Origin of the sequence: Phytobacter sp. RSE-02, from assembly GCF_040578655.1 — a bacterium.
GTDB classification, from domain to species: domain Bacteria; phylum Pseudomonadota; class Gammaproteobacteria; order Enterobacterales; family Enterobacteriaceae; genus Phytobacter; species Phytobacter diazotrophicus.
In genome coordinates this window covers 91,136-103,373 of record NZ_JBEULY010000001.1, presented here as the reverse complement: position 1 = coordinate 103,373, position 12,238 = coordinate 91,136, and the positions used below count along the sequence as shown (strand labels likewise).

Sequence of the window (12,238 nt, the reverse complement as noted above, 5' to 3'; positions counted from 1 at the left end):
TTCACGGCTTCGTCGGGGTCAGCAACATAACAAAAAACGCCAGTCCGGCAAAAATTAAAAGCGACCAGGCCGCCCCCAGTAATGCATAGAGTTGCCCAAAAATTATCGCCCCCGCCACCTGCCCCACCGCCAGCATAAAAAAGACGATGCCTACGCCGGCGGCGGGAGCATTTGCCGTTGCGGACGCACCGCACACCAGCAGCACGCCGGAAAGCGTGATATAACCCACGCCACAGAGGGCCGCCGCCGGAATAAGCCACCCGCTATAACCATGACTTACCGCCAGTAGCACCAGCGGCGCGGCCATAAAAAGCAGCGACAGCCAGTAAACCGGGTTCCAGCCTGTCCGGGCGGCCAGCGCGCCAGTAAAGACGCCAGCAATTCCCGCCCCGCCGCTCACCAGCCACAACATGCTAGTGGTCTCTTTTTCAAGGTGCAGATGTTTTTGCAAAATATCGGGCCCAAAGTTCCACCACGCCGCACTCGCTATCCCACAGATAAACGCAATCAGCGCCAGCCGCCGCAGTGCCTGGCACTGTAAGACCTGCCGCCAGAATTGTTCATTTTTAACCCCCGGCGCTCGGGCGGCGGGCAAATAGCGCATCACCGGAAGCAGGCAAAGCAGAGCAAGCACCGCGAAAGCTACGCAGGCTCCACGCCACCCAAAGGGGATAAAAAGCAGTACCGGTACGGAAAGGATAATGCCGCCGCCAGTACCGGCATTGATAAAGGTGTTAGTGGTGGACTGCCGACGCTCTGCCACCGCCTGGCTGACCGCCGCAGCCAGTGACGGCGATGCCAGTCCCGAACTCAGACCGGCGATAAACAGCCCCAGCGCAAGGTGTAGTACACCCGAAGACAACGCCAGGATCAGTAGCCCAAGCGCAGCGCAGAGTGCCGAGACGATCGCGGTGGTACGGGCGCCGTAACGCCCGGTTACCGGGGCGGCCCAGAGCGAAGAAAAACAGTAGGCGATATAGCTACAGGCTGCGATAACACCCGCCGACCGTGGGCTCAGCGCAATATCCTGCCCTACCGATGGCAGCATCAGCCCCCAGGCAAAACGCGCCATGCCATACGTCACGGCGATGAGCAAAAACCCGGTTAACGCAAGTGGTGAAATCGTTTTAGCCACACCCGGCCCTCTTTTCTGATTGAGCAGTTAATGATGGTCGAAACCGACAGTTTTGCCGCGTAAGGGGTAAAAAAGCCGAATGTCACATAAACTTGTAGTCAGCCTTGCCAACCATCAGGAGAGCAGCATGACAGCGACACGACTTCACAGTGTTATCCCGCCCTACATCCTGCGCCGCATTATTGATAACGGCTCCGACGTACAGCAAAAGTGCGCCCGCCAGACCCTAACCCATGTCCAGACGCTCATGGCGCATATGCCGGGCAAACCTGCCGCGCCGCATGTCGCGAAAGCGGGCCAGTTGCAGCGGGACATTTACGATGCGAAACAGACTCAGGAGCTGCCTGGCACGCAGGTGCGCTTCGAGGGGCAGTCATCAAATGGCGATATCGCCGTAGATGAAGCATGGGTATATCTGGGTGTGACGCACGATTTTTTCTGGAAATTTTATCATCGCGATTCACTGGATAATAAGGGCCTGACGCTTATCGGTACCGTTCACTATGGACGTGAATACCAGAATGCGTTCTGGAACGGTCAGCAGATGGTATTTGGCGATGGCGACGGCGAGATCTTTAACCGTTTCACTATCGCGCCGGATATTGTCGCCCACGAACTTAGCCACGGCGTAACGGAGACCGAAGCCGGGCTGATTTATTTCGAACAGTCCGGAGCGCTTAATGAATCGTTATCCGATGTCTTCGGCTCGCTAGTGAAACAATATCTGCATAAACAAACCGCACAAGAAGCGGACTGGCTTATTGGTGAAGGGCTGTTGGTCGCAGGCATCAACGGTAAGGGATTGCGCTCTATGGCAGAACCTGGCACCGCCTATGACGACCCGCTGCTTGGCAAAGACCCCCAGCCCGCGCATATGAAGGACTTTATAAAAACCCGCGAGGATAATGGCGGCGTGCATCTTAACTCCGGCATCCCTAACCGTGCGTTCTATCTCGCCGCCACCGCGCTCGGCGGCCACGCCTGGGAGAAAGCAGGCTACGCGTGGTATGACACCGTCTGCGATCGGGCGCTGGCGCAGAACGCGGATTTTGCGGCGTTTGCCCGTCTGACCGTCGCCCACGGCGAAAAACGGTCGGGAAAAGAGACCGCAGAAGCCATTAAACAGGCCTGGATTGAGACAGGGGTGCTGTGATGAATATTCCCGAGCTCACTGAGGACGCGGTCATTGAGCTTGCCCGCGAAGGGGGGGTGGCGTTTATCCCACAGTTGAGCGGCCTGCGCAGAATCGCCCTTTCCGCTCTCACACCAGAGCAGCGAGCGCGGGTGATTGATGTGTTGCAGCAAGCACTGCCTCGTGGCTTTCCGCCGGGGCAGACGGACTCTCCGGGGCGCGGCGACCAGCGTTATTTCCGCATTCAGATAATCTGGACCCACCACAACCAGGCGCACTATACCGATATCATCTTGCTGGTGCCGGAACAGGAGGCACCGCCCTCGCTGGTGGATTTGTGGAAAAAGGGCGAAAGCGGCGTCTGTGATTAAGCGTCCTGCAGGGCGAAGACCACCCGCTTTTTGGAGATCAGGCCATGGCCCTGCTGGCAGAAATAGTCCACCGCTCCGCAGGCTTTGAGCACGTCCAGCGGCTGCTGGCACTCCGGGCATAACGCGTTGAGTGCGTAATCTTTATCACAGCCATGACAGTGACCATGTGTGCCAATCAATTCCAGCGGGTTGTGGCAGGTTGGGCATTTAAGATCCATAAATATCCTCCCAGAATGTCAACCGGTGGCGATAATGCCACCGGTGTTTCCGACCTTACTTACTTTTCTTGATATGCTTAATCAAGCGCTTACGTTTACGCATCTGGTTTGGCGTCAGCGTATTACGTTTATCTGCATACGGGTTTTCCCCTTCCTTAAACTGAATACGGATAGGTGTGCCCATCACATCCAGCGATTTACGGAAGTAGTTCATCAGATAACGCTTGTAGGAGTCCGGCAGGTCTTTTACCTGGTTGCCGTGAATCACCACAATCGGCGGGTTATAACCACCGGCATGCGCGTATTTCAACTTCACGCGACGACCACGAACCAACGGCGGCTGGTGATCTTCGGACGCCATATTCATGATACGGGTCAGCATCGCGGTGCTCTGGCGACGGGTCGAGCTGTCATAGGCTTCACGCACGGATTCAAACAGATTACCTACGCCGCTGCCATGCAGTGCGGAGATGAAGTGCACGCGAGCAAAGTCGATAAAGCCCAGACGGAAGTCCAGCGTCTCTTTGACCTGCTCTTTCACTTCCTGGCTGAGGCCATCCCATTTGTTGACCACGATAACCAGTGAGCGCCCACTATTGAGGATGAAGCCAAGCAGTGAGAGGTCCTGGTCAGAGATACCTTCACGGGCATCAATAACCAACATCACGACGTTAGCGTCTTCAATCGCCTGCAGCGTTTTGATTACCGAGAATTTTTCCACCGCATCGGTGATTTTGCCGCGCTTACGCACGCCCGCGGTGTCGATCAGAACATACTCGCGTCCATCACGCTCCATCGGGATATAAATACTGTCACGCGTGGTGCCCGGCATGTCATAAACCACAACACGCTCTTCCCCGAGGATACGGTTAGTCAGTGTGGACTTACCGACATTAGGACGCCCGACGATCGCCAGCTTGATAGGCAGGTCCTGCGGGTTGAAGTCGTCTTCCGGCTCTTCCTCTTCGCCGTCTTCATCTTTACCGTCGTCGAACTGCGCCCAGTAGGCAGCGTCCTCATCCAGCTCTTCCGGCGGATCGATTTCATCCATCCACGGCAGCAGAACGTGTTCCAGCAGGCTGACAACACCACGGCCATGCGAGGCGGCAATCGGGTGAATCTCACCCAGGCCAAGCGAGTAGAAGTCGACAACCGCCTGATCCGGATCCAGACCGTCCGTTTTGTTCGCGACGAGGAATGTCGGTTTTTCACGCGAGCGCAGGTGTTTGGCAATGGCTTCGTCAGCCGGCATCAGCCCGGCGCGCGCATCCACCATAAACAGCACCACATCGGCTTCTTCAATCGCCAGCAGCGACTGCTCCGCCATACGTGTTTCTACGCCATCTTCCGTACCATCAATACCGCCCGTATCGATACAGATAAATTCACGACCTTCGACTTCAGCACGACCGTACTTACGGTCACGGGTCAGCCCCGGAAAATCCGCTACCAGCGCATCACGGGTGCGTGTTAAACGGTTAAAAAGCGTGGATTTTCCAACGTTAGGGCGCCCGACCAGCGCGACCACAGGTATCATGTTTAAAGCCTCATTACTTAGAATTCAAAATCAAAACGTCGCAACGCTGGCGACGTTTTAAAAACAGTAAAACGGCCCCTGCAACAGGAGCCGTCTTCTGACGAACGACCACCTCCGCGCGATTAACGCGTGATGGCGTACAGCGTACCGTCTTTAGCCTGGATAAGCAGTTTGCCTTCCGCAGCAACAGGATCGGTCAGGAAACCGGAGCCGTCCACTTTCTGCTGCGCGACAAAACGCCCGTCTTCGACGTTAATCCAGTGCATATAGCCTTCGCTGTCACCGGTCACGATGTAACCATTATACAACGCCGGAGCGGTAAGGTTACGGTGCAGAAGATCGCTTTGTGTCCACAGCGTCACACCACCGTCGGTGGTCAGCGCCAGAACGCGGTCATTCTGGTCAATCATGTAGATGCGGTTACCATCGACAATGAAATTGCTCACTGAACCCAGTTCACGTTTCCACATGATCTGGCCGCTACGCAAATCCAGCGCCGTCAGGTTACCGTTGTAAGCCAGCGCATAAACCACGCCGTTTACAATCACCGGCGTTGTATCGACATCGCTCAGACGGTCGATTTCAGTCGGACCCGTTGCCTGAGAAATACGCTGCTGCCAAATCATCTGGCCCTGCTGCATCAACACGGCGCTTACGCGACCGTTGTCGCCGCCCACAATGGCTGCGCCGTAGGCAGTAGCCGGTGCGGATTCACCACGCAGGGACAGCGACGGCATATCAAGGTTAACCGTCCATTTCACCGCACCGTCGCTCTCATTAAGCGCCTGCAACTGGCCGTTACTGGTATGAATCAGCACCAGGCCGTCGCTGACAACAGGGCGGGATAACGCTTCACCGGCAACGTTGGTTTTCCATGCCTGGGAACCGTCGTTCGTATTCAGCGCATAGACCTTCGCTTTTTCGCTGCCCACGTAGACATGGCCGCCTGCGACGGTCACACCACCGGACAACAGCGCCGGGCTGCTGGAGAACCAGCCAGATTTTTCTGCCAGGTTAACGGACCAGACTTCTTTGCCGTCACTCGCACTAACCGCTTTTACCGTACCGCGACGGTCAGCAGCGTAGACCACGCCACTGTCCAGCGCCGGATGCAAATTAGAATGAAAATCGCCAATACCGCTGCCCACGGAGGTACTCCACGCGGTAGACGGGTTAAACTGGTTAGTCACCGTCGGCAGAGGGGACATTTTGACAACGTCTTCTTCGCTGTTAAACAGGGAACAACCGCTCAGTAAGGTGACGGACAGCAGTCCTGGCAGAAGTAATTTACGCAATTGCATCGGGTCCCTCTTAGATGGACAAATTGTTGATTTTCATCTGCATCATTTCACTCAGCGCCGGGGATGCGTTGTTTTTAACGCCATTTTCCCAGGCGGTGCGTGCACCTTGTTTGTCGCCTTTGCTAAGCAGCGCTTCGCCACGCAGGTCGGCAACTATGGCCGCCCAGCCGTCGCCTTTCACGCTATCAAGCGTTTTCAGCGCAGCATCTTGCTGCTTAAGCTGCACCTGAATACGGGCGAGACGAATATTAATCATGCCCTTAAGGTTGTCATCGCTGGTGGCGGCAAGACCTTGTTGCAGTTGCGCGGAAGCCTTTTCCAGCTCATCGCGTTGAACATACTGCTGTGCCAGTTCCAGTGATGCCAGCGCGCCATAGGTATTCTTATTCTCAGCCGCGAATTTCTCCGCCGCCGTCAGCGTTTCAGGTTTATCAGCACGAATCGCGGTAATGGCGTTTTCATAGCCTTGTGAAGCCGATCTCGCTGTTTCGGTTTGGTGGCTTGTCCAGTAGCGCCAGCCAACTAACGCACCAATACCTAAAATGACACCAACAGCCAGCGCTTTGCCGTTTTCAGCAAAAAAGCGTTTGAGCGCGTCTACCTGTTCGTTGTCGTTCTCGTAAATTTCCACGCAGTCCTTCTCCTTAACGATAATTCACCGGGGAGATTAGCCCAGTAGTGTGCGCAAATGCGCCGCAACGCTGTCCTGCGTTACCGTATTTTGCTCACCAGAGCGTAAATCCTTCACTACAACGTTACCGTCAGCGATTTCAGACTCACCCAGCACCAATGCGAGCTTAGCGCCCCACTTATCGGCACGGGCAAATTGCTTTTTGAAATTACCGCCGCCGTGGTTCGTCATGAGCTTAACGTCAGGTAACGCATCGCGTACCTGTTCAGCCAGTTGCATTGCAGCGGACTGTACGTTTTCGCCTGACGCTACCAGGTATATATCGACAACGGATTCTGCTTTAAATTCCGGATTAACTGCCTGAACCAACAAAACAAGTCGTTCAAGACCCATCGCGAAGCCAACCGCCGGCGTTGCGCGCCCGCCAAGCTGCTCGACCAGACCGTCGTAACGACCACCTGCACAGACCGTTCCCTGGGAACCCAGGCTGGTGGTCACCCACTCGAAAACGGTGCGGTTGTAATAATCAAGACCGCGCACCAGACGCTGGTTGACCGTGTAGGCAATACCCGCAGCTTCCAGCAGTTTGCACAGGCCCGCGAAGTGTTCACGAGACTCTTCATCCAGATAATCGCCCAGGGCTGGCGCCGCGTTCAGAAGCGCCTGAATGTCTGGGTTTTTGGAATCCAGTACGCGCAGCGGATTGCTGTACATACGGCGTTTGCAGTCTTCGTCCAGTTGCTCTTTATGCTGCTCAAGAAACGCCACCAGCGCATCGCGATAGTTTGCACGTGCTTCCAGCGAGCCAATAGAGTTCAGTTCGAGGCTAACGTGATCGAAGATACCCAGCGCACGCCACCAGCGTGCAGTGAGCATAATCAGTTCGGCATCAATGTCCGGGCCCTGCAGGCCAAACACTTCGACACCCAACTGATGGAACTGGCGGTAGCGACCTTTTTGTGGGCGCTCATAGCGGAACATCGGACCGACATACCACAGGCGCTGTTCCTGATTGTACAGAAGACCATGCTCGATGCCGGCGCGTACACAGCCCGCTGTACCTTCTGGACGCAGCGTCAGGCTATCGCCGTTGCGATCGTCAAAGGTGTACATCTCTTTTTCAACCACGTCGGTAACTTCACCGATCGCGCGTTTGAATAACGGGGTCTGCTCTACAATCGGCAAACGGATTTCATTGTAACCGTAGCTGCCGAGCACGTTTTTGAGTGTGCCTTCAATGCGCTGCCAGATGGCGGTTTCGCCAGGCAGATAATCGTTCATGCCGCGAATGGCTTGAATATTCTTTGCCACGTTTATTCTCTTTTTGAATACAAAAAATGAACCCTCAGGGCTTGCGCCTTGCGGGTTCATCATACACGGGAAGCCAGCCGCTTCCCATCACGTTATTTTTCTACCTGTTGCACAGCAATACGATTAGCTTCATCCAGGATTGATGCTTTCGCACGGATGCGGGCTTCAAGCTGGGTAATCATATCGTCGTTATCCAGTCTGTCCTTGCGTACGCCATCTTCGTAAAGGCCGCTTTTCTTGTTGCCACCGGTCACGCCAAGCGTAGAAACCAGCGCTTCGCCAGGGCCGTTCACCACGCAACCGATGATAGAAACATCCATCGGCGTGATGATATCTTCCAGGCGCTGTTCAAGGGCATTTACGGTGCCGATCACGTCAAACTCCTGACGTGAGCAGGTAGGACAGGCGATAAAGTTGATGCCACGCGAACGGATGCGCAGTGATTTCAGGATATCGAAGCCAACTTTGATCTCTTCAACCGGATCCGCCGCCAGCGAGACACGCAGTGTATCGCCGATCCCTTCTGACAGCAGTAAGCCCAGGCCGATCGCTGACTTGACCGCGCCACTGCGCGCCCCGCCCGCTTCGGTGATGCCAAGGTGTAACGGTTGATCGATCTGTTTTGCCAGCAGACGGTATGACTCCACCGCCAGGAATACATCGGAGGCTTTTACGCTGACTTTGAATTGATCGAAATTGAGTCTGTCGAGGTGATCGACATGGCGCATGGCAGATTCCAGCAGCGCTTGCGGCGTGGGCTCACCATATTTTTCCTGCAGATCCTTTTCCAGCGATCCGGCGTTAACGCCAATACGGATAGGGATATTTTTGTCGCGCGCACAGTCAACAACCATGCGAATACGTTCTTCATTACCGATATTGCCTGGGTTGATACGCAGACAATCGACGCCGTATTCCGCGACTTTCAGCGCAATGCGGTAGTCAAAGTGAATATCCGCGACCAGCGGTACGCTCACCTGTTGCTTAATCAGTTTGAAGGCTTCTGCCGCGTCCATGGTAGGAACGGAAACACGAACTATGTCAGCGCCAACGCGCTCAAGCGCTTTAATCTGCGCAACCGTCGCGTCCACGTCAGTGGTGCGGGTGTTTGTCATTGACTGCACGGCGATGGGGGCGCCATCGCCAATCGGCACATTACCAACGTAAATCCGTTTCGATTTCCGACGTTGAATCGGAGCCTGGTTATGCATGAAAAATCTCCCGCGTTGCCCGTCTGTTACTGTACTGCTGATTGTTCGGCATTGAGGGTCAGGCGTGCAACCTGGTTAGTTCTGATAAAGCGGCTCAGATCGACAGGTTTACCCTGATATTGAATCTGTACCGCAGCAGGTGCACCGATTTTGAGCTTGTAAGGCGCCTGGCCGGTCAAATTCAGCGTCGCGTCTTTACGCTGGATGCCGCTGAATAATTTTTTACCGCTTGCATCGCTCACTTCTAACCAGCAGTCGGCGTTGAAGTTCATGACCAGCGCATGTGCGGCGTCCGGAGAGGCGACACCCGCCTGGTCAGTCGGCAGTGGCGCGTTATTCGCGTTAGCCGATGGCTGAGCGGCAGGGGATTGAGTAACAGGTGCCTGAGAAGGCGAGACAACGGCGTTGGAATGCGCGGTTGCCGCAGGCGTTTGCGCGGCCGTTGCAGGCGCTGCTGTTGTCGGCGCCGTTGGCTCAACTGGCGTAGTCGCAGCCGTCGTATTTGGTGTTTCTGGCGCAGTGCTGACTGCATCGTTATTCAGCGGAACGTTCTGCCCTTCGCTGCTACCACTGGCGTTCAGCTCTGCAGATGACTGATCGGCCATTGTGGTGATCTCTTGCTGCTGCGCTTTGTGGTTTTGCCACCACCATGCGCCCGTCAGGCCAACAACCACAAACAGCACCAGCCAGGTAAAGCTCATTAACCAGCCGTCACGTTTTTTACGACGTTTACCCAGAGAAAAGGTCTGCATCGGCGCGACTTTCGCCGCCCGAATCGGAGCCTGTTTCTCAATCATCGGCAGCAATTCTTCTTCCGGGATATGCACCAAACGCGCATACGAGCGGATGTAACCACGCAGGAATGTTGAAGCCAATTCGGCAGGAGCCTTATCGTCTTCAATATCGCGTACCGTGGAAACTTTGAGACAGAGGCGCTCAGCTACCGCCTGCTGGCTAAGTCCGAGTTGTTCACGGGCATTGCGCAGACGAACGCCCGTGGTTTGTGCTTCGTTTTGGTCGTGAGTGGCTTCAGTATTCATTCGCTACAACTGCTGGTACGTGAAAATTTAAGATTCAGGCGCGTAGTAAGCATTGCCTGGGCGCGCCGCGAAATGTCAGGGTCAGTTAAATTTAGACCGACAGTATAAGACTGTCAGGCCGGTCATAACAGAACAGCTTTTCGTACTTTTGCTAAGCTGTTGTTCCATCGCTACATACTGCCTTAAAGTCGAGAGAAACGCACAGTAATTATTGATTGCACAACTATAATCAGGCGATTAAATCAGCATATTTATGCGTCGCGACACAGAAGCCTGCCGCGACGCCAGAACACTAAACCGCTTTAATCGAAATCGGCTCACCCTGCATACGTTTACGCATCGTCCGTTTCGTACGGTCAATAACGTCACCAGCCAACTGACCACATGCCGCGTCAATGTCATCACCGCGTGTTTTACGCACGATAGTGGTGAAACCATAGCTCATCAGCACTTTACAGAAACGGTCGATACGGCTGTTCGAGCTGCGGCCGTACGGTGCACCCGGGAACGGGTTCCACGGAATCAGGTTGATCTTGCACGGCGTGTCTTTCAGCAAGGCCGCCAGCTCGTGCGCATGCTCAGTGCCATCGTTCACATGGTCGAGCATGACGTATTCAATGGTCACGCGCCCCTGGTTGGCATTGGACTTCGAAATGTAGCCGCGAACCGATTCGAGGAAAGTCGCAATATTGTACTTTTTGTTGATCGGCACAATTTCGTCACGAATGGTATCGTTCGGCGCATGCAGTGAAATAGCCAGCGCAACATCAATCATGTCACCCAGCTTATCCAGCGCAGGAACCACGCCAGAAGTCGACAGCGTAACGCGACGTTTGGACAAGCCAAAACCAAAGTCATCCAGCATGATTTCCATTGCCGGCACCACGTTAGTCAGGTTCAGCAGCGGTTCGCCCATGCCCATCATTACCACGTTAGTGATAGGACGTACGCCGGTCGTTTTAACCGCACCGATAATTTTCGCCGCGCGCCAGACCTGGCCAATAATCTCTGACACTTTCAGGTTACGGTTGAAGCCCTGTTGCGCCGTGGAGCAGAATTTACACTCCAGCGCACAGCCAACCTGTGAGGAAACGCACAGCGTGGCGCGATCGTCTTCCGGAATGTATACCGTTTCAACGCGCTGATCGCCTACGGCAATCGCCCATTTGATGGTGCCATCGGAGGAACGTTGCTCTTCCACGACTTCAGGAGCGCGGATTACCGCGACCTCTTTGAGCTTATTACGCAGCACTTTATTGATGTCGGTCATCTCATCAAAATCGTCGCTGCAATAGTGGTACATCCACTTCATCACCTGATCGGCGCGGAAGGGTTTTTCGCCTAAGTTTTTGAAAAACTCGCGCATCTGCTGACGATTCAGATCCAGCAGGTTGATTTTTGCATCTTTATTGGGAACCGTCAGTGCGACGTTCTCAGGCGTGACAATCTGTTCAGACATAGTTGTTTATTCCGGCCTCGTTATTACACGTTATGGCCCCTGGAGGGTTGAGAAAAGAAGCGCCCCGGGAATGCGTTTTGCAATTCACGGGGCGCTGCATTGTACAAATTCTGCTGTGCAGATGCCACGACTGCGCGCGGCATCGGCAAAATAAAGTGTAAATCTGCTTACAATTTCCGATGGGCTTCGCACAACAGGGTGCGTAAGGCCGCGGAAATTAGCGAGTGCGTGGGCAAACTTCGCCTTCGCCGAAGAAATAGGCGATTTCGCGCGCCGCAGATTCCAGAGAATCGGAACCGTGGGTGCCGTTCTCGGTGAAGCTGTCAGCATAATCAGCGCGCAGAGTACCTGCCAGCGCGTTAGCCGGGTTGGTAGCGCCCAGCAGGTCACGGTGACGCTGCACCGCGTTTTCGCTTTCCAGTACGGAGACCACGATCGGGCCGGAGGTCATGAACTCAACCAGGCCGTCGAAGAACGGTTTGCCTTCGTGCTCAGCGTAGAAACCACGAGCCTGCTCAACGGACAGATGCAGCATTTTCGTGCCAACAATCTTGAAACCAGCAGATTCAAAACGCGCGAAAATACTACCAATAACGTTTTTTGCCACCGCGTTCGGCTTGATGATGGAAAAAGTACGTTCAATAGCCATGTTAACCCCTGTAAGTTGTTCTGTTGTCGTACATACATACGTATGACCTGGCGCGGATTATAAAGAGCAACGCGGGCATTGCCTATGGATAAAGGTAACATTTTTTTAAAATAAGACGAGTTTCAGCAACACCATTCACCAAAACGTCTCTTCACCACATTATTCAGGTTACATCAAGGCGGCAAGCGCAGGCATCCCCGGTACTTACATAAATCAGTCACCGGGGCGTACACGTGCAACCAA

The 12,238-nt window shown here is 54.5% G+C and carries 12 protein-coding genes; 2 read left to right on the top strand and 10 right to left on the bottom strand.

The features are described 5' to 3' along the window. Position 1 precedes the first annotated feature (1 nt). Positions 2-1,135 (bottom strand): MFS transporter, encoded by a 1,134-nt coding sequence (locus tag ABU190_RS00460; RefSeq protein WP_354690081.1) that lies wholly within the window; start codon positions 1,133-1,135, stop codon positions 2-4. A gap of 127 nt (positions 1,136-1,262) precedes the next feature. Here ABU190_RS00460 and ABU190_RS00455 point away from each other — a divergent pair, with 127 nt between their 5' ends. Both ABU190_RS00455 and ABU190_RS00450 read left to right on the top strand, forming a co-directional pair. Then, positions 1,263-2,288, top strand: coding sequence for a M4 family metallopeptidase (locus tag ABU190_RS00455; RefSeq protein ID WP_354690080.1), 1,026 nt, complete (start codon positions 1,263-1,265; stop codon positions 2,286-2,288). Continuing rightward, positions 2,288-2,638, top strand: coding sequence for a protealysin inhibitor emfourin (locus tag ABU190_RS00450; protein WP_039079673.1), 351 nt, complete (start codon positions 2,288-2,290; stop codon positions 2,636-2,638). Before ABU190_RS00455 ends, ABU190_RS00450 begins: the two co-directional genes overlap by 1 nt. Here ABU190_RS00450 and ABU190_RS00445 read toward each other — a convergent pair. The 9 genes from ABU190_RS00445 to ndk all read right to left on the bottom strand — a co-directional run bounded on the left by ABU190_RS00445 (position 2,635) and on the right by ndk (position 11,995). Continuing rightward, on the bottom strand, positions 2,635-2,856 hold the full coding sequence (locus ABU190_RS00445; protein WP_071193419.1) for a zinc ribbon domain-containing protein: 222 nt from the start codon (positions 2,854-2,856) through the stop codon (positions 2,635-2,637). The two genes, ABU190_RS00450 and ABU190_RS00445, sit on opposite strands and share 4 nt — an antisense overlap. Before the next feature lie 55 nt (positions 2,857-2,911). Continuing rightward, on the bottom strand, positions 2,912-4,393 hold the full coding sequence (der, locus tag ABU190_RS00440; RefSeq protein ID WP_193794087.1) for a ribosome biogenesis GTPase Der: 1,482 nt from the start codon (positions 4,391-4,393) through the stop codon (positions 2,912-2,914). Positions 4,394-4,515: 122 nt separating this feature from the next. After that, positions 4,516-5,694: an outer membrane protein assembly factor BamB gene (gene bamB, locus ABU190_RS00435; protein ID WP_193794088.1), complete on the bottom strand. Its 1,179-nt coding sequence runs from the start codon at positions 5,692-5,694 to the stop codon at positions 4,516-4,518. A 10-nt stretch (positions 5,695-5,704) separates the two neighbouring features. Beyond that, positions 5,705-6,325, bottom strand: a complete 621-nt coding sequence (locus ABU190_RS00430) for a YfgM family protein (protein ID WP_193794089.1) — start codon at positions 6,323-6,325, stop codon at positions 5,705-5,707. Between the two features lie 36 nt (positions 6,326-6,361). Continuing rightward, the gene (hisS, locus tag ABU190_RS00425; protein ID WP_039079790.1) at positions 6,362-7,636 is read right to left on the bottom strand and encodes a histidine--tRNA ligase; all 1,275 of its coding nucleotides are present in this window, start codon (positions 7,634-7,636) and stop codon (positions 6,362-6,364) included. Positions 7,637-7,728: 92 nt separating this feature from the next. Continuing rightward, a complete protein-coding gene (ispG, locus tag ABU190_RS00420) occupies positions 7,729-8,847 on the bottom strand; it encodes a flavodoxin-dependent (E)-4-hydroxy-3-methylbut-2-enyl-diphosphate synthase (RefSeq protein WP_039079668.1) in 1,119 nt (372 codons plus the stop codon). A 26-nt stretch (positions 8,848-8,873) separates the two neighbouring features. Then, positions 8,874-9,887 (bottom strand): cytoskeleton protein RodZ, encoded by a 1,014-nt coding sequence (rodZ, locus tag ABU190_RS00415; RefSeq protein WP_125124074.1) that lies wholly within the window; start codon positions 9,885-9,887, stop codon positions 8,874-8,876. Between the two features lie 292 nt (positions 9,888-10,179). Further along, complete coding sequence (locus ABU190_RS00410; RefSeq protein ID WP_039079666.1) at positions 10,180-11,346, bottom strand: bifunctional tRNA (adenosine(37)-C2)-methyltransferase TrmG/ribosomal RNA large subunit methyltransferase RlmN; 1,167 nt, start codon at positions 11,344-11,346, stop codon at positions 10,180-10,182. 217 nt (positions 11,347-11,563) lie between these two features. Continuing rightward, entirely contained in the window at positions 11,564-11,995 is a 432-nt protein-coding gene (ndk, locus tag ABU190_RS00405; protein ID WP_039079665.1) for a nucleoside-diphosphate kinase, read from the bottom strand. Positions 11,996-12,238: the final 243 nt, after the last annotated feature.